This window comes from Pectobacterium aquaticum, from assembly GCF_003382565.3.
GTDB lineage: Bacteria > Pseudomonadota > Gammaproteobacteria > Enterobacterales > Enterobacteriaceae > Pectobacterium > Pectobacterium aquaticum.
Genome location: NZ_CP086253.1, coordinates 2,458,435 through 2,475,277, shown reverse-complemented (window position 1 = coordinate 2,475,277; position 16,843 = coordinate 2,458,435). Strand labels below are relative to the sequence as shown.

Annotated in this window: 16 protein-coding genes and 2 pseudogenes; 3 read left to right on the top strand and 15 right to left on the bottom strand. The window is 48.5% G+C overall.

Annotated features, from left to right (window positions below; genetic code table 11):
• The first annotated feature begins 3 nt into the window (after positions 1 to 3).
• Positions 4 to 300 (top strand): integration host factor subunit alpha, encoded by a 297-nt coding sequence (gene ihfA / locus DMB82_RS11485; protein ID WP_009112984.1) that lies wholly within the window; start codon positions 4 to 6, stop codon positions 298 to 300.
• A 62-nt stretch (positions 301 to 362) separates the two neighbouring features.
• Here ihfA and DMB82_RS11480 read toward each other — a convergent pair whose 3' ends face one another.
• The 3 genes from DMB82_RS11480 to nadE form a co-directional block, all read right to left on the bottom strand.
• A complete protein-coding gene (locus tag DMB82_RS11480) occupies positions 363 to 788 on the bottom strand; it encodes a nitrous oxide-stimulated promoter family protein (protein ID WP_102117917.1) in 426 nt (141 codons plus the stop codon).
• A 159-nt stretch (positions 789 to 947) separates the two neighbouring features.
• The gene (gene yddG / locus DMB82_RS11475) at positions 948 to 1,835 is read right to left on the bottom strand and encodes an aromatic amino acid DMT transporter YddG (RefSeq protein ID WP_116155804.1); all 888 of its coding nucleotides are present in this window, start codon (positions 1,833 to 1,835) and stop codon (positions 948 to 950) included.
• An 89-nt stretch (positions 1,836 to 1,924) separates the two neighbouring features.
• On the bottom strand, positions 1,925 to 2,749 hold the full coding sequence (nadE, locus tag DMB82_RS11470) for an ammonia-dependent NAD(+) synthetase (RefSeq protein ID WP_102117919.1): 825 nt from the start codon (positions 2,747 to 2,749) through the stop codon (positions 1,925 to 1,927).
• A 225-nt stretch (positions 2,750 to 2,974) separates the two neighbouring features.
• Between nadE and osmE the strand changes: the two genes are divergently transcribed.
• Positions 2,975 to 3,304 carry an osmotically-inducible lipoprotein OsmE gene (osmE, locus tag DMB82_RS11465; protein WP_102117920.1) on the top strand — a complete coding sequence of 110 codons (330 nt, stop codon included), beginning with the start codon at positions 2,975 to 2,977 and terminating at the stop codon, positions 3,302 to 3,304.
• A gap of 170 nt (positions 3,305 to 3,474) precedes the next feature.
• On the opposite strand, the gene DMB82_RS11460 is transcribed toward osmE, so the two are convergent.
• The 11 genes and pseudogenes from DMB82_RS11460 to DMB82_RS20730 form a co-directional block, all read right to left on the bottom strand.
• A complete protein-coding gene (locus tag DMB82_RS11460; protein WP_102117921.1) occupies positions 3,475 to 4,869 on the bottom strand; it encodes an L-cystine transporter in 1,395 nt (464 codons plus the stop codon).
• A 365-nt stretch (positions 4,870 to 5,234) separates the two neighbouring features.
• Positions 5,235 to 5,741: pseudogene (locus DMB82_RS11455) on the bottom strand (metal-dependent hydrolase); the annotation flags it as partial.
• 80 nt (positions 5,742 to 5,821) lie between these two features.
• The gene (gene paeX, locus DMB82_RS11450) at positions 5,822 to 6,775 is read right to left on the bottom strand and encodes a pectin acetylesterase PaeX (protein WP_102117544.1); all 954 of its coding nucleotides are present in this window, start codon (positions 6,773 to 6,775) and stop codon (positions 5,822 to 5,824) included.
• A gap of 348 nt (positions 6,776 to 7,123) precedes the next feature.
• Entirely contained in the window at positions 7,124 to 7,846 is a 723-nt protein-coding gene (locus DMB82_RS11445) for an oligogalacturonate-specific porin KdgM family protein (RefSeq protein WP_116162306.1), read from the bottom strand.
• 255 nt (positions 7,847 to 8,101) lie between these two features.
• The gene (locus tag DMB82_RS11440; RefSeq protein WP_116155808.1) at positions 8,102 to 9,391 is read right to left on the bottom strand and encodes an ABC transporter substrate-binding protein; all 1,290 of its coding nucleotides are present in this window, start codon (positions 9,389 to 9,391) and stop codon (positions 8,102 to 8,104) included.
• A 15-nt stretch (positions 9,392 to 9,406) separates the two neighbouring features.
• On the bottom strand, positions 9,407 to 10,534 hold the full coding sequence (locus DMB82_RS11435; protein ID WP_102117547.1) for an ABC transporter ATP-binding protein: 1,128 nt from the start codon (positions 10,532 to 10,534) through the stop codon (positions 9,407 to 9,409).
• Positions 10,535 to 10,547: 13 nt separating this feature from the next.
• A complete protein-coding gene (locus tag DMB82_RS11430) occupies positions 10,548 to 11,453 on the bottom strand; it encodes a carbohydrate ABC transporter permease (RefSeq protein ID WP_102117548.1) in 906 nt (301 codons plus the stop codon).
• On the bottom strand, positions 11,446 to 12,336 hold the full coding sequence (locus DMB82_RS11425; protein WP_102117549.1) for a carbohydrate ABC transporter permease: 891 nt from the start codon (positions 12,334 to 12,336) through the stop codon (positions 11,446 to 11,448). The genes DMB82_RS11430 and DMB82_RS11425 overlap by 8 nt, the downstream gene beginning before the upstream one ends.
• A 47-nt stretch (positions 12,337 to 12,383) precedes the next feature.
• Positions 12,384 to 14,015, bottom strand: a complete 1,632-nt coding sequence (pelW, locus tag DMB82_RS11420; RefSeq protein WP_116162304.1) for a pectate disaccharide-lyase PelW — start codon at positions 14,013 to 14,015, stop codon at positions 12,384 to 12,386.
• Between the two features lie 274 nt (positions 14,016 to 14,289).
• On the bottom strand, positions 14,290 to 15,051 hold the full coding sequence (kduD, locus tag DMB82_RS11415) for a 2-dehydro-3-deoxy-D-gluconate 5-dehydrogenase KduD (protein WP_102117551.1): 762 nt from the start codon (positions 15,049 to 15,051) through the stop codon (positions 14,290 to 14,292).
• Positions 15,052 to 15,134: 83 nt separating this feature from the next.
• Positions 15,135 to 15,343, bottom strand: a pseudogene (locus DMB82_RS20730) (5-dehydro-4-deoxy-D-glucuronate isomerase); the annotation flags it as partial.
• A 313-nt stretch (positions 15,344 to 15,656) separates the two neighbouring features.
• Between DMB82_RS20730 and DMB82_RS11410 the strand changes: the two are divergent.
• Positions 15,657 to 15,989 (top strand): cupin domain-containing protein, encoded by a 333-nt coding sequence (locus DMB82_RS11410; protein ID WP_010275594.1) that lies wholly within the window; start codon positions 15,657 to 15,659, stop codon positions 15,987 to 15,989.
• A gap of 108 nt (positions 15,990 to 16,097) precedes the next feature.
• On the opposite strand, the gene hxpB is transcribed toward DMB82_RS11410, so the two are convergent.
• On the bottom strand, positions 16,098 to 16,763 hold the full coding sequence (gene hxpB, locus DMB82_RS11405) for a hexitol phosphatase HxpB (RefSeq protein WP_102117552.1): 666 nt from the start codon (positions 16,761 to 16,763) through the stop codon (positions 16,098 to 16,100).
• Between the last annotated feature and the right edge of the window lie 80 nt (positions 16,764 to 16,843).

Below are 16,843 nucleotides of genomic sequence, written 5' to 3'. Positions count from 1 at the left end.
CCTATGGCGCTTACTAAAGCTGAAATGTCAGAATACCTGTTTGAGAAGCTCGGGCTGAGCAAACGGGATGCCAAAGAGCTAGTCGAGCTGTTTTTTGAAGAAGTTCGTCGCGCTTTGGAAAATGGCGAGCAGGTCAAGTTGTCAGGTTTTGGCAATTTTGATTTGCGAGACAAGAACCAACGTCCGGGACGTAACCCAAAAACTGGCGAAGATATTCCGATTACGGCGCGCCGTGTGGTCACGTTCCGTCCGGGGCAAAAGCTAAAAAGCAGGGTAGAGAACGCCTCTCCCAAAGAGTAACAGAGTCACCCAAAAAGGCCGCGCAAGCGGCCTTTTCCTATCTTAATTCGTCTTCATATTATCTATTTCAACGTCGCGTCGGTATCCGCTGGTGCCGTATGTTGCGAGGCTAAACGGGTTGCCCGCCCGGTTGACACTTTTGGCGCGGTCTCTTTTTTCGGATAATCCGGTACTGGCCGATGATCGTCAATTAAATGGCGTATTGCCAGAATCGGGTGGCGTAACAACATCCGTGGCCCCGACCAGCGCATAATCGATTTTATCGCCTCACGTCTGGCGGGTTGATAGCAGTGAATGGGGCAATGCTTACACGCGGGTTTATCTTCACCGAACTGGCAGCGTTCCAGACGCTTGATGGCGTAGTTGAATAAATCTTTATACTGCGCGTTATCGTCGGTTTCAGGATGATGCTTTTCATACAGCTCGATCATCAATCCAACGGTACGGATCTCCCGCTGTCGGTATTTTCCCAGGGGTTTTCTCGCCATGTGCGTCCTGTCCTGATAAAACCATAATAGATATATTTTAAATGCAATTTATTGCGAGGGAAACCTCTGAAGTCACATCTATGCAGGAAAGCAGAGGGAAAAAGGCGAGGAGAACCCTCGCCGAGGGAGATAGCAATCAGGCCTGACCGAACCAACCTGTCAGCTCGGGGATGAGCGTGTCGCATACCAGCAAAGCAGTGAACCTGCCGTGACCATTGCGACGCCTTGCCAGAATGAAATGGCGGGCGTGATGTTGAGCCAAAGCGCGGCCAATAGTGTGGAAAGCACGGGCGTGAAATAAGAGGCAGTTGCCAGCAACGTCAGGTTGCCATGCTGAATCCCAGCATTCCAGGCGGAATAGGCCAGCGCGGTTGAGGCGCCCATAAAGAGCAGTTGCAGCGATCTCGGCAAAGTTAATGAAATTGCACCTTCGGCACTGAAGGAATACTGAATCCATAGCACGAGTGCGGCGATGAAAAAGAACAGCGAGACGCCACTTTTTCCCTGCCCGTAACGTTTAGTGATATTGCAGTAGAGCGCCCAGGTCAAGGCTGCAGAAAACGCCAGACCGTAGGCCAGCGGGTTAGCAAGAACATTGTTCCACAGCCGTTCTGGTGTCCAGTCGCTTTCTCCTTTCATCATCCACACGATGCCACCCAGTGATAGCGCGAGGCCAGGCCAGAGTAGAGAATGACTTTTCTGCTGATTGATAAAAAGAGAAAAAAGAATGGTCAGGCTGGGCCACAAATAGTTAATCATCCCGATTTCCATCGCCTGCATGCGGCTATTCGCTAGCCCGATAGACAGCGACAGAAATATCTCGTAGCAGACAAACAGCGCACCGCCCGCGAACAAATAGATTCTTGGCAGCGTTTTAATGCGGGGAAGACCATAAAAGGCCAGTAGACATAGCGTGCTGGTGGAGTAAATCATCGCTGCTCCGCCGATGGGGCCGAGCGCTTCGGTCAGGCTGCGAATAAGCCCAACGGATGTACTCCATAAAACGATCGCCAGTAGGCCCGTGAGCGTGGCGCGCTGTGGCGTCATATTCATACCTGATTATGAAATCTGTACAGAAAAAATCAAAAAACAAACCGGACGAAGTTATCCACGCCCGGTTTGCTCATCGGGATGACTTATCGCCAGAAGTCATCAAAAACGGTAATCGGCGGACGACGCTTGTGTTCGGTTTTGCGATACCAGTTTTCGATAATGGCCGCATCGTTAGCCTCGATCTGTTTGCCTTCCAGATAGTCGTCGATCTTTTCATAGGTCACACCCAGCGCGACCTCATCGGGGAGGGAGGGACGGTCTTCTTCCAGATCGGCGGTGGGGGCTTTGGTATAAAGATGTGAAGGGCAGCCGAGCTCGTGCAGCAGCGCTTTACCCTGACGCTTGTTCAACCGGAAAATCGGGTTGATATCGGTACCGCCATCACCGTATTTGGTGAAAAAGCCGGTTACCGCCTCTGCTGCATGATCGGTGCCGACGACGAGCCCAGCATTCATGCCCGCGATGCTGTACTGCGCTTTCATGCGTTCTCTTGCTTTTTCATTGCCTTTTACAAAATCGGAAAGCTCCACGCCAATGGCGCGCAAGGTGGCTTCACTGGCCTCAATGGCGGGCTTGATGTTGACGGTTAATACGCGGTCCGGTTGGATAAAAGCGATGGCATCCTGACAATCGGCTTCATCCGCCTGCACGCCGTAAGGCAGCCGAACGGCGATGAACTGATAGCGAGAATTTCCGGTCTCATTGCGTAATTCCGTGATAGCCGTCTGGCACAGTTTACCGGTCAGCGTAGAGTCCTGACCACCGCTGATGCCCAAAACTAACGACGTAACGAACGGATGAGCATTCAGATAATTCTTTAAAAAATCAACGCTAACACGGATTTCCTGTGCTGGATCGATACTGCTTTTCACTCCCAACGCAGTGATAATGTCGTTTTGTAATGACATGCCATCCTCTCCTGAACTTATTGATACTGCAAAAGAATTATTACGATACCCTGAGTGTAAAACGAATCGGCGTGAAGAAAAAGAACAAGCTGTCAGGTAGTCATTTTCCCTATAGATAACCCGTTTTCGACTATCGGCCAATAGGTTACATCCCTGCGTTATGATTTGAAAAAGGGGGCGCCGCCAACTAGCCTTAGGGTGACCCATTAATAATGAGGTGATGAAATGAAGAATAACAGATTACTGGTATGTATTGCGGCAGCAGGTGCTGTCATGCTCGCGGGATGTTCGGCTTATAACAAGGCAGAAAGCTATGTCAACGAACCTGTGGTGAAAGATGTAAAAGTGGGAATGACGAAGCAGCAGGTTCATCAACTCGCTGGTAGCGGAGTGGAAAAACGTCTGGTGAATGCCAAAGGCACCTGTAGCGATTACCTGCTGAAAAACCGCGATGGCACCGCGCAGAATTATTTCGTGAGCTACAACGACACGGGTTATGTTCTCAATAAAGGTTTTCAGAGCTGCCAAGCTTATGACACCAATCCACAGCGCTAAGTAACGTAATTAGACGAAATCGTTATCACTAAAGCGTCATAAAAAAACGTAGGGAACGTTTTTCAACGTTGCGTAGCAACGGCCCGTAGGGTGACGGACAAGGATGTCCGTCATAAAAAAACGCCGACAGCATCACCCGTCGGCGTTTTCTTTTGTCCAGCAAGCGTGGCTTAGCGGTGCGTCAACTCAGCGTCATCCTGCGCGTTAAAAACCGTTTTGTCCGTCTGCTTCATTAACTGGCTGGTGACGGTACCGGCCGTCATGGAGCCGCTGACGTTAAGCGCGGTACGGCCCATATCGATAAGCGGCTCAATGGAAATGAGCAGTGCGACCAGCGTTACCGGCAGCCCCATCGCAGGCAGAACGATTAATGCGGCAAAGGTGGCGCCGCCACCCACACCGGCTACGCCGGCAGAACTGATGGTGACGATACCGACCAGCGTCGCGATCCAAACAGGATCCAGCGGGTTGATGCCGACCGTTGGCGCGACCATCACGGCCAGCATTGCTGGATAAAGCCCTGCACAGCCATTCTGACCGATTGTCGTGCCGAAAGACGCCGCAAAGCTGGCGATAGATTGCGGTACACCAATGCGGCGCGTTTGCGCCTCAATGCTAAGTGGAATTGTCGCTGCGCTGGAACGACTGGTAAACGCGAACGTCAGTACCGGCCAGACTTTGCGATAAAAACGAGCTGGATTGATGCCTGTGAACGACAGAATCAGCGCATGGACGCCGAACATAATCGCCAGACCCAGATAGGACGCGACAACGAAGCTGCCCAGCTTGAGGATGTCTTGCAGGTTAGAGCTGGCGACCATTTTGGTCATCAGCGCCATGACGCCATACGGGGTCAACTTCATCACCAGTCGGACGAGCTTCATCACCCAGGATTGCAGTGTGTCAATGGCGGTTAAAACGCGTTCGCCTTTTACTGCGTCATCTTTCAGCAACTGCAACGCCGCAACGCCAAGGAACGCGGCGAAGACGACGACGCTGATGATAGACGTCGGATTGGCACCCGTCAGCTCAGCAAATGGGTTTTTAGGAATGAATGACAGGATAAGCTGAGGCACGTTAAGGTCAGCAACTTTACCCGCATAGTTGCTTTCAATCGCGGTTAATCGCGCGGTTTCCTGGGCGCCCTGCACCAGTCCGGTTGCAGTTAGACCAAACAGATTGGTTACAAAAACGCCGACCAACGCGGAAATCAGTGTGGTGATGAGTAGAGTGGACAGCGTCAATACGCTGATTTTCCCTAATGACGAGGCGTTATGCAGTTTGGCAACGGAATTGAGGATGGAAATAAAGACCAGCGGCATGACGATCATCTGTAACAGTTGCACATAGCCATTACCGACGATGTTAAACCATGAGATGGATTGCTTAACAACTGGGTTGTCGCCACCATAAATCAGATGCAGTGCCAGACCAAATAGCACCCCGACAACCAGCCCCAGCAACACTTTTTTTGCCAGACTCCAGGATGGGTTACGGCTGGCGTAACCTAATCCGAGCAGTAATGCGACAAATAGCAGAATATTTATGAGTAGCGGAAAATTCATCCGGCTTTGCTCCCTATCAGTGAATCGCGTCACGCTGCCCACGATCTCACGCGGTAATGGAGATCGGCGGAGGTAGCGTGATTTTTTGCGATGAAAAATAACAAACGCGCACAGGATAGCAGGTCTTTTTCCATCATGTTACAGAGATATGTCTATACCCGTCATACTTCAAGTTACATGTACGTTGGCTACGCTCACTCACCCGAATCACTTACCTGAGTAAGCTCATCGGGATTCCTTCTCTTGCCGCCTTCCTGCAACTCGAATTATTTAGGGTATTACGCCAGGTAACGTGGTTATTTCACGTATTGAAAGAGGTAGGTTTGCGCTGACCGTAAAAAGCGAAATGACTGTTCGTAGGTGCAGCAGTCCAGATTCTTTTGTGGCTGATACAGCGAAAAGCCGATACAGGCAAGACACAGAAAGCGTTCCAACTGATTGCCTTTTTGGCTGTTTAAAATTGGCAAACGGAAACGCCAGCGACAGGGCCACAGCAGAGGGACGCCCGATGGCGTCAGCATATCTGCGAGAATATGGCTCAGATAACCGACGATCATGGCATGGTAAGCATCAGTCGGAATTGGCCAGTCTGGCGGCAAGCGCGTCTGAATAAAGAAAATACCCGCGGCGATAGCAAGGAGGCTGTGCGTAAACCCGCGATGGCCAAAGAGGCGAGCAATCGGTGAAGAAAGCCATTTCAGGCGCTGCCCGAGGACGGATTTGGGGTGATCGATATCGGGCAGCAGCGCGGTAAGGAGTGCACCGGGAATAATGTGCCACCAGTCTCCGGTAGCCAGCGCAGACGAGAGCTCAACTTTTTTAGCCAGAATCGCGCAGGCAACAGAAAACAGCAGGTGTCCTTCCGCAGTCATGAAATTTCTCAAATGAAACTGTTATTTTATACAGTATAAGAGATTATCCTTGCCTGCGGAAGCGGTGACGGCGTAATGATTTATTTCGGCTGTTCGTTGCTTATCGGTAAAACACGCAGCCAATTGTCCAGCAACTGAGGCCAGGCTGCCGCAGGAAGTCCTTTGGTGCCGCGTAGGCCGAAACCGTGTTTCCCTTTCTCAAACAGATGCATTTCGACGGGAATCTGCTTTTCCCGCAGCGCGCTGAACATCACCAGGCTGTTATCAACCGACACTGATGGATCGTCAACGGCATGCACCAGAAACGTTGGGGGCGTCTGAGCGGTAACCTGTTTCTCTGGCGAATAGCGTACTACCTGTGCTTCCGTCGGCTGCTCACCGATTAGCTGCTTGCGCGAACCGGCGTGCGCAATGTCCGCCTGCATCGAAATCACGGGATACATCAGCACCATGAAATCAGGGCGTGCGCTTACGCTATCAATGGCATCCGTCGCTGGGTAAACAGACTGGGCGAATCGGGTTCCCAGGCTGGCAGCGACATGACCACCAGCGGAGAATCCCATAATGCCGATACGCTGTGGGTTAATGTGCCATTTCTCGGCATTGGCTCTCAAGGTTCTTATGGCTCGCTGGGCATCGGCTAACGGGGCGTCAGCACCTTCTTTATGGCCTTCACCTGGCATGCGATAGGTCATCACGAAAAGGGTATAGCCCTGTTGATTAAAGAACGGTGCCAGATCGCTACCTTCCTTATCCAACACGACGCGCTGATAAGAACCGCCGGGCGTGATGAGTAACGCCATGCCATTGGGCTTCTCTGCTGGGTAAACGGTAATTTCGGGGCTGCGAATGCCGGTTGCTGCCCGATCGGGAAGAGAGGGATCTTTGCTGCGATCGACCACTTGCTGCTGTACCATTGAAGAAGAGGCACCCAGCGCTTCACCGTGTGGCCAGACAGGGAAAACAGGTTGGGCGTAACTTAATCCATTTACCGACATCATAATGGCTCCGACAAGCAGAGAACGAACAATCATGATAGATCACCTGACAAAGGGAATGAGGGGGAAATCGTTGGGCGATGGTAAAAAATAGGGTAGCCATCACATCGGAGAAAAAATGACCACCCTGAACCGCAAACTTTAATAAAGAAATAACATTCATACACGAAGAGGGTAAATCAGACACAGCCATTTCAACAGCTAAAGCGCATGTAACTAAATTACATATAACAACGCCACAGGTAACAACGAAACGTAACTAATTTAACCTACGACGGACATCATAATAAAGGGATGTTAATGATAAGATACCGTTGACTAATCAATTAACACTAACATCCCTTTTGCCAACTAATGACGCTTATTTAAATAACAAGGCCGTTATTAGAAGCTGTATTGCACACCAACACGGAAACGAGTCTGACGGCGATCTGTTTTTCCATCCTCAGCTACGTTACCTACAGCCGTATATGGTTTCCAGTTTTTATCCCATTTATAAGAAAGTTTTACGTCATGATCGAAATTATCATTATCGTTGTCGTAGAGTGTTTTTCCAGCTTTAGTTGCTTTTTTATAATCTAACTCATAATCAACTTGAAAATCTTTCAGGAATTTATAACTTAATACAGTTGTTAAATTGTAACCTTTTTCAACGGAAGGATCACTGTTTGCTTTTCCAATATTAAGTCCACTGTTTCTTAAATAGTATGGGCGATAGCGGAAAGAAACAGAGAAATCATCAGTAACTGCCGCACGCCCACGCAAATAAGGACGGTAGTTGTTAGAAGTAGAGCTTGAATCTAAAGAGAAACCTGGTTCAACTTGGAAGGTTTTGTTAATTTTATACACATAGCTGGCAACCACTTCTGTACCATTGCTGACGGTTTCATTAAATGGTTTATTCGGCGTGTTGTCGTTATTTGCCTGACGCCATTTTGCTTCGGCAGAAAGGCCAAAGCCGTTATCAAAACGGTGTGATATTGACAAACGATCGCGGTGATCATTTTTTGGCGTATCTTTCATTTCATGACGGTAATCGATAGTCACCGCCATTGCATTCACACTAATTAATGAGGTAACTGCCAGAGCTAGTAATTTAACTTTCATCGTTATATTCCCTATTGGTTAGGATGGTTCTAATGCTTTATTTCGAAAGACGCGTTACTCTTTTTGGGACAAGTTCTATTCTATTTATTATTAAATTACGTTCTGTGATCGAGATCGTCTTGGGTAACAAAAAGTAAAATGGGGTTTCAAATTGTGAAGGAGATCGAATTGGATAGGGCGGTTGTTTTAATTTAAATGAAAAATCCCTGCCGTCAGTACGGCAGGGATGAATAAGCGTCTAAAAGGTGTGCAACATTACTTCATTGCACGTTTCAGAATACGATCTGATTGACGCTGGAAGTATTTCGCTGCGTCTTCCACCGATTTCTGACCGTAATCGATAGACTGGATGGTATCACCAAACAGAGAAACGATTTGTGGATCGTCGAAATAAGGGGCAACGGCAACGTCATGTGGCAGCGACAGCGCCAGTTTCAACCCAGCAACGGCTGGTGCATCATCTTTGATCACGCCATCTGCAGTCAACTGAGCCACAGCGGCTTTACTCAACGGTACACCACGTTCCAGACCCAGAGCCTGCGCACCTTCTTTGCTGTTCAGCAGGAAGTTGATCAACTGAGCAGATTCTTTAGGATGCTTGGTTGACTTACCGATAGACAGCATCTGTGCAGGTTTGAAGAACAAGCCGGCATCTTTCGCACCAGGCAGCATCGGATAGTTACCCAATGCCAGTTTTGCGGGTGGTTGCAGGTTGTCAGAGTACTTAGTAATAGTGGAGTTCCACATGTAAGTACCAGACCACTCGCCGCTGATCCATGGCTTCATTTCATACATGTTGCTCTTACCGAAAGAGGCATAGTACTTCGCATCAGGCATGACATGGCTGTCGATCAGTTTCTTATACATGCCAAAGAATTCAACCCATTGCGCATCGGTGTAGGCGAATTTCTGACCTTTTACATCAATCGCTGGAATGTTGTACTTCTGAACCATATAAGAATTTAGCAGAGCCAGAGAATCCTGGTGTTCCAATACGATAGGGTAGTATTGGTCGCCCAGTTTTTCTTTGAACACTTTACCGGCGTTCAGCAGCTCGTCCCACGTTTTCGGGTATTCCAGACCGGCTTTTTTCCAGCTTTCGGTGTTGAAATAGAACACGCGAGCCGTAACGGAAATAGGAATACCGTTCAGTTTCCCTTCGACTGTGGTGTTTTGCAGTTCTTTTGACTCAAACTGGGTCAGATCCAGAGAATCTTTAACCTTGTTCAGATCGTAAAAACCATCGCCGTTTTTAGAGAAAATCGGCAGCCAGTTCCAATTGGTCTGCATCACATCTGGCTCGGTGTTACCGGCAATTTGTGTTGTCAGGCGAGACAGGTGACCATCCCATCCGGTGTATTCCGCTTTCACGGTGATGTTTGGATGCAGCTTATGGAACTCTTCAATCGCTTTGAGTGTCTGCTGGTGACGGCTGTTGCCGCCCCACCAGGACATTCTCAATTCAACATTATCAGCGGCTAAAGAAGGCATTGCCACTAATGCCAGAGATGAAGCTATTAACGTGTGTAGGATCGCTTTTTTCATCGGTTACTACTCCTGTTAAAGAGAGATATTTTTTTCTGTTTTTGCATCAAAAATATGGCATTTTTCCATGTCGAACTGGAAATATACCGGACGATGCAGTCCTTTCTCGATAATCAGCCGACCTTCGTCATAAGGAATGCGGCTGGTTAATTCAAAGCCATCGACTTTAATGTACATAAAGAATTCGTGGCCCATGTTTTCTACGCGAACCAACTCACCTTGAGAATGGTTGCCTTCAAATGGCGTATCTGACACGGAAACATAGTCTGGGCGAACACCGAAGAAGACGTCTTGTCCGATATAGCTGCGGACTTTGTCTTGCTTCTCACTGTTTAACACCAGCGCGTTGTTACCCACCACAACGCCAACCTGACCATCTTTGTCGACCAGTTTACATGGCTTGATGTTCATTTCTGGTGAGCCAATGAAACCAGCAACGAACATGTTGACAGGGAAGTGGTACAGGTTATCCGGCGTATCGACCTGCATGATGTGACCGAGTTTCATCACGCAGATACGGTCACCCATGGTCATGGCTTCAGTCTGATCGTGGGTAACATATACGCTTGTCGCCGCTTTGCCGCTTTTCTTCAACTGCTTATGCAGGTCAGAAATACGGATACGCATGGACGCACGCAGCTTGGCATCCAAGTTAGACAACGGTTCGTCAAACAGGAACACATCTGGTTTTTTAACGATGGCGCGGCCTACGGCCACACGCTGTGCCTGACCACCAGACAGTTGGCGTGGCAGACGATCCATCAGTTCTTCCAGCTCCAGAATTTTGGCCGCTTCGGCGACCTGCGCTTCAATTTGCTCTTTAGGCAGTTTGCTCAGCTTCAGACCAAACGCCAGATTCTCTTTTACCGTCATGTGAGGGTAGAGGGCGTAGTTCTGGAACACCATGGCAATCCCACGCTCTTTCGGCGCCAGATTGTTAACAACGCGCTCACCGATACGGACTTCACCGCCGCTGATGGTTTCCAGACCCGCCAGCATACGCAGCGTAGTGGATTTCGCACAGCCAGATGGGCCGACGATAACCATGAATTCACCGTCTTTAATGGTCAGGTCGATGCCGTGAACCGCTTTGAAACCGTTGCTGTATACTTTTTCCAGCTTTTTGAAAATAACTTCAGCCATGATAAATCCTCTATTAACCTTTAATTCCGCTGCTGGTCACACCTTGTACGAAGTAACGCTGTGCCAGGAAGAAAACAATAATGGATGGCAGAATGGAGATGCTGGACATGGCCAGGATTTCATTCCACGGAGCGCCTTCAGTCACGTCGATAGACATTTTCAGCGCCAGCGCAATCGGATATTTATCCACGCTATAGACATAAATCAGCGGACCGATAAAGTCATTCATTGACCACATGAACTGGAACAGCGCAACAGAGATGATGGCTGGTTTCAGAATCGGCACGACCACATACCACAGTACCTGGAAGGAGTTACAGCCATCAATCTGGGCGGCTTCTTCCATATCACGCGGTACACCACGCAGGAACTGGATCAGCATGAACACAAAGAACCCTTGTGTTGCAAACGCTACTGGCAAATACAGTGGCAGATAGCTGTTCAACATGCCCATTTCACGGAACATGAGGTACTGCGGAATCAGCAACACGGTGCTTGGCAACAGCATGGTGGCAATCAGCGTAGCAAACCAGAAATTCTTCCACGGAATGTCAAAGCGAGCGAAGCCATAAGCCACAATCACCGAGGAAATGACGGTCAGAACCACTTTCGGAATCACGTACTGGAACGTGTTAATCATGTAGTGACCGAAATTGTATTCCGTACCGGTTTTCCAACCGTTAACGAAACCGTCCCAGGTGGCGTGAGCAGGCCACAGACCCAACGTGGTGAAAATCTCATGATTCGGCTTGAACGACGCTGAGAACATCCACGCCAGTGGATAAAGCATCAGTAAACCAACGAACAGCAGTATCACGTAACGGATCGCGGCACTGAATTTTTCTTTACGCAGTGTGCGGCGTACTTCTGCAGCAGCAACTTCTTGTGCTGTAGTCAGGTTTGAATGCATGTCAGCCATTTTTTCCTCCTTTATCAGCGGAGTAGAACACCCAGTATTTTGACGACTTAAAGGAGATAGACGCAAATACCGCAACAACCAGGAACAGAACCCATGCCAATGCAGCACCGTAGCCCATATCAAAATACTTGAATGCCGTATCATAGATATAGAGCGAGAACAGGTAGGTGTAGTGTGTTGGACCACCGCCAGTGATGACGTAAGGTGCCGTAAACTCTTGGAACGCCTGGGTGGTCTGCATGATAAAGTTAAAGAAAATAACTGGCGTAATTAATGGTACCGTTACTTTCAGGAACATTTGCCATTTGGATGCACCGTCGATCATCGCCGCTTCATACTGAGATTGCGGAACGTTCTGCAATGCAGCCAGGAAGATAACCATGGCGGAACCGAACTGCCATACGCGCAACAGCGTTACCGACATCAGTGCCAGCGACGGCTCGCCCAGCCAGTTGATGGCGTCAAAGCCAAATACGCCGAGGAAGCTGTTTAACAAGCCATCGATAGCGAACAGTGCACGCCACAGAACGGCAATGGCCACGCTGCTGCCTAGAATAGAAGGCACATAGTAAGCAGTACGGAAGAAACCGATACCACGTAATTTGAAATTAAGTACAAACGCAATTAACAATGCGAAGATTAATTTCAATGGAATGGTCAGAAATACATAGGCAAAGGTGACACCCATGGATTTCCAAAAGAGATCATCCTCCAGGAACATACGGTGATAGTTTTCTAGCCCCGTAAATTCAGGTGGATTGATCAAGTCATACTCAGTAAAACTGAGGATAAATGACGAAACAAAGGGGAAAGCGGTAAAAATTATCAGCCCTATAATATAGGGGGAGATATAGGCTAACCCCAGCATTCTGTTTTCATTCATAATGCTTACCTATTGATTAATTGTGAACCATTAAAAAAAACATAAAATTAAGCTGTTAATAACTCTGGATAAATTAATTCCACGTCATAAACAATTCTATTTTCCCCGTTAACGTGAAAATCACCGTGAACATATCCACCTTGTGTCAGATACGGCGGGATATCGTTTAATTTGTTGCGACAAGCGGCAACGAAAGTCAGTAAAGCCAGCGGATAGGTATCATCCAGACGAACATAACGATGCTGTGCGGAGCGAACGAACAAACCACGATGGAAATGTTGTTCAAACAGAACGCCAGCCAACTGCGCGGCGTAATGTGCCCAGGATTCTGATTGTTTGTGCTCAGCCAGTTCAATAACGGTCAACAAAAGTACTGGGCTGGCGATATGCTGAATGTCTTCTTTGTTCAGCCGCGTCAGCATGGTGTTAACCAGAGCGTACAGGTCCTCATCGCCACTCAGACGATAAGCACGAACCAGCGGTAATAAATAATCACCTTCTAATGCAAACGGTTTTAATTCCGTTCCCGCTTTGCCGTAATAGCCATCGCGTTTAAAACGGTAGCCTGTCATGTCCTGGCCGTTGTTCCACATTGGGCGCAACGTGTTGCTGGCCACATCGTAGGCGTATTGATAATAATTTTTTAGTCCAGAGATAACCCAGTCCAGCATGTCTGCATCAGGCTGTGTGCGGAGGATATCCAGCATTGCCAGTGGGTTATCAATCAGCAGTGGGCGCATATCACGGAACAGCACATTGGCTTCGCGCGCGATTTCACCGAACTCTGGGCCAAACTGGCGCTGAGCGCGATCGCCAAACCAAGACTGCGTCTGATTGTCGTCTTCCGGCACCGGTTGGCGCTGCTGTGGTGAACTGAACTGATACACGGGCATACCAGTTTCTGGGTTGCGTGCCAGAACGTATTGGCGATAAAGATGCTTACCCCACGCTGCGGCGTGGCTATCGCCCGTGTATTCTGCGTATTTGAAAGCGGCGTAAATCAGGTCTGTGCCAGCATTAACAAAAGTTAGCCCTTTCGTTAATGGCAGAACAGGCCACTGTGTCGGATCGACGACATCATGGCGTGCATGCAGGAAAACGTTTGGATCGCGTTTTTTGCTGTAATCACCATGACGACCTAGGTCCAGTGAATCCCAGTCTTCAACGTGCGCGTTCCAGAAACCCTGAAAGAAATTCAGCGTCTTTTCCGCATTAACACGATGCAACAACGCGTAATAGGGCAGGTGGTGTTTTAATTCATGCACCTGAGCTTTGGATTCTGGCCCTTCACCTGCCAGCGTATCCAAGTTAATAAAGCGGTGACCGCCCCAGAAAAACAGGCCGCTATTATCATCAACGAAATGATCCAAGAAATATTCGCTTTGTGCGATAGCGTACTGCTGGTAACGCTCATTACCCGTAACGACGCTCATGGCACACAGCGTTCTTAGCCAATTTTGCTGGCTGGCAAAATTAGAAATAGGTGCACTATGCCCATCTGGGAATTGCCACATCGCAGGTGCATAATTTTCCACATCAAAACCGTCAGCCAATAATAACGTCGGCTGACTTTGGCTGCGGCCTTTATCCTGAACGCAGGCAATGTGGCTATCAAGTGCTGCAACCCATTCGTCGAGCTGCGATTTCCTGCTGGTGTATAAGTTTTCAAAAATACTCATGGAGTACCTTCTTATGGAACCGTGTGAACAGTTCCTTATAAATAGAAACACTGTTTTGATTGATTATATTGCGCTATTAACCTTGCCGTCATGCACGCAATATCGAAAGTGTGATCAAAGTCGGAACGTTGTTTTGATTTTTTTTTAAGAAAGGATTTTGACAGGAGAAAGAATCATGAAAATCGAAATAACAACTTGAAAAACAAATAAAAAGCACAACCGGAATTGTGCTTTTTATCGTAGGTTGGCGAAATGCTGCTAAGAAAAATTTCCCTTAGCGAGCCAGCCAGCCACCATCAACGGCAATCGTATAACCATTGATGTAGTCAGATGCGCTGGATGCCAGGAAGACGGATGGACCCATCAGATCCTGTGGCAAACCCCAACGGCCAGCTGGGATACGATCCAGAATTTCTTTGCTGCGTTCTTCATCGGCGCGCAGTTGCTGGGTATTGTTGGTCGCCATATATCCCGGTGCAATGGCGTTGACGTTGATTCCGTGTTTTGCCCACTCGTTCGCCATCAGACGGGTTACGCCCATAACGGCGCTTTTTGATGCGGTATAAGAAGGTACACGGATACCACCCTGGAAGGACAGCATAGAAGCGATATTGATGATCTTACCGCCTTTACCTTGCTTGATGAACTGGCGAGCAACGGCCTGAGACATAAAGAAAACGCTCTTAATGTTTAGGTTCATTACGTCGTCCCAGTTTTTCTCGCTGAACTCAATCGCATCTTCACGACGGATGATACCGGCGTTGTTGACCAGAATGTCAACGTGACCAAATTCAGCAACGGCTTTCTCTACCAGTTCAGCATGACCAGAGACATTGCTCATGTCGGCGGTCAGGCTGAGGAAGCGGCGTCCCAGTGCGGTGACTTTTTCGATAGTATCTTTCGGTTCAACGATGTTGACGCCGACGATATCACAACCTGCTTGTGCCAGACCGATAGCCATGCCCTGACCCAAACCCGTATCACAACCCGTGATCAGAGCAACTTTACCTTGCAAATCAAAAGAATTTAAAATCATATCTGTAATCTCTCTATAAGCGACAAAATACTTAGTCGTTAGCTGTTACTGTAGGGAACACCGGTAATTCCGGTTGAAAGCGATTAACGTAACTCGCTAACCTTGACGTGACCCATGTCACCGAAAACGTGATTCTCGCCAACCATGCCCCAGATAAAGGTGTAGCGTCTGGTGCTAACACCGGAATGCATCGACCAGATCGGTGAAATCACCGCCCGCTCGTTTTTTATTACTCAATGACGCGTTGCCTGCTGCTGCCCATCATGTGAAAAACGGCCATTTCATGACTAACCGTTCTTGGTGAAAGCGCCGGGCGAAACAGATGATGCTGCGTGGCAGTGACAACGTCACCTGCTCCTCAACCTGCCCGGTTCTTTCTTGTTATGCGGGATGATAGTTTGGATGGGATGCGAATTCAATAAAAATGAAATAATGTTTTATTTATTTCTTGAGGGCCGTCATGGTTTTGCTTATTTTATGTTTCTTCTGGTACTGATGTGGCTAAAATGTCGCAATCCATAGCCATACCCTTGTTGTCGGTCGTGCACGGTTTGTTGACGCAATAAAAAGGTATGGGCAATAAAAGCGTTAGAGGAGAGAGGATGATGAGAAGATACTTTATTGATGATGAAACGCCATGGGAAGAGTTGGGCGGTGGCATTAAACGTAAAATCATGACCTGGAGCGATGAGCTGATGATGGTTTACGTGCACTTTGATAAAGGTGCAATTGGTACGCCGCACTTCCATGAAATCCACGATCAGATTGCTTATGTTGCCGCTGGCAGCTTTGAGGTCGTGATCGAAGGTGAAAAACGTATCCTGAAAACCGGCGACGCCTATCTGGCGGTGAAAAACGAGATGCACGGTGTGGTCTCGCTGGAAGATGGCAGCGTACTGATCGATGCTTTCTCGCCTAAGCGAGCGGATTTCCTATAATGCCTCAACACGTGGTCAGCCAATAGACTGGCCACGCTTTCGTCATATCCTGCGATGGTTGCTTTCTATTCTTTTACTTCGTTGTTCCTAATTCCTACACCAAAATTCTCAGGCTAAATGCTCAGTAGCAAGCTGATCCAGAGAATCCAGCTTATAATCGGCCAGCGCCCAGCGTGCGTCATCGCGAAACTCAGCCTGTGGAATAACGATTGAACGCATGCGTGCCGCCTTGGTTGCGATCATGCCGTTCACCGAATCTTCCAGCGTCACACACTGTGTCGGAGGAACGCCGAGTCCGTTTGCTGCATTCAAATACACTTCTGGATGAGGCTTGCTATATGGCAGTGTTTCGGCTGACATTAAGACATCAAAGTAGTTTTCCAGGTTAAACATTCGCAGCACCTGCTGCTGCATGCGGAGCGGCGAAGCGGAAGCCAGTCCAATTTTGAGATTCTGTTCACGGCACAGTTGCAGTGCATGTTCGACGCCGGGCAGGAGGGGACGCTGTTCAGCAACGAGCTCCATCGCACGATCGACAATACGGCGGACAACCTCGTCTCGGGCAGGTGTCGTCCAAGGGGAGCGTTGATACCAGAGTTCGACCACCATATCGATGCGTAAACCCAGAGTATCTTTCATGGAGTCTCGTCGTGAAATATCGACGCCAAGCGAGGCGATAACCTCCAGTTCGGCTTTGTCCCACAACGGTTCTGAATCAATCAGCAGCCCATCCATATCGAAAATCGCCGCGCGTATAGAAGAATCAAAGGACATACCACTGGCTCCGTCAGCAAAAGAAAAGAAAGTTTACGGATAAACTATACCCTAATAAGTCGAGTTGCAGGGTACGACTC

Bases quoted from the DNA above. Each gene is read 5' to 3' on its own strand.
- DMB82_RS11480 (WP_102117917.1), bottom strand. From the start codon at position 788: ATGGCGAGAAAACCCCTGGGAAAATACCGACAGCGGGAGATCCGTACC.
- DMB82_RS11440 (WP_116155808.1), bottom strand. From the start codon at position 9,391: ATGAAAAAAGCGATCCTACACACGTTAATAGCTTCATCTCTGGCATTA.
- pelW (WP_116162304.1), bottom strand. From the start codon at position 14,015: ATGAGTATTTTTGAAAACTTATACACCAGCAGGAAATCGCAGCTCGAC.
- yddG (WP_116155804.1), bottom strand. From the start codon at position 1,835: ATGACGCCACAGCGCGCCACGCTCACGGGCCTACTGGCGATCGTTTTA.
- DMB82_RS11425 (WP_102117549.1), bottom strand. From the start codon at position 12,336: ATGAATGAAAACAGAATGCTGGGGTTAGCCTATATCTCCCCCTATATT.
- hxpB (WP_102117552.1), bottom strand. From the start codon at position 16,763: ATGTCCTTTGATTCTTCTATACGCGCGGCGATTTTCGATATGGATGGG.
- DMB82_RS11445 (WP_116162306.1), bottom strand. From the start codon at position 7,846: ATGAAAGTTAAATTACTAGCTCTGGCAGTTACCTCATTAATTAGTGTG.
- DMB82_RS11460 (WP_102117921.1), bottom strand. From the start codon at position 4,869: ATGAATTTTCCGCTACTCATAAATATTCTGCTATTTGTCGCATTACTG.
- osmE (WP_102117920.1), top strand. From the start codon at position 2,975: ATGAAGAATAACAGATTACTGGTATGTATTGCGGCAGCAGGTGCTGTC.
- ihfA (WP_009112984.1), top strand. From the start codon at position 4: ATGGCGCTTACTAAAGCTGAAATGTCAGAATACCTGTTTGAGAAGCTC.
- kduD (WP_102117551.1), bottom strand. From the start codon at position 15,051: ATGATTTTAAATTCTTTTGATTTGCAAGGTAAAGTTGCTCTGATCACG.
- nadE (WP_102117919.1), bottom strand. From the start codon at position 2,749: ATGTCATTACAAAACGACATTATCACTGCGTTGGGAGTGAAAAGCAGT.
- DMB82_RS11430 (WP_102117548.1), bottom strand. From the start codon at position 11,453: ATGGCTGACATGCATTCAAACCTGACTACAGCACAAGAAGTTGCTGCT.
- DMB82_RS11435 (WP_102117547.1), bottom strand. From the start codon at position 10,534: ATGGCTGAAGTTATTTTCAAAAAGCTGGAAAAAGTATACAGCAACGGT.
- DMB82_RS11410 (WP_010275594.1), top strand. From the start codon at position 15,657: ATGAGAAGATACTTTATTGATGATGAAACGCCATGGGAAGAGTTGGGC.
- paeX (WP_102117544.1), bottom strand. From the start codon at position 6,775: ATGATTGTTCGTTCTCTGCTTGTCGGAGCCATTATGATGTCGGTAAAT.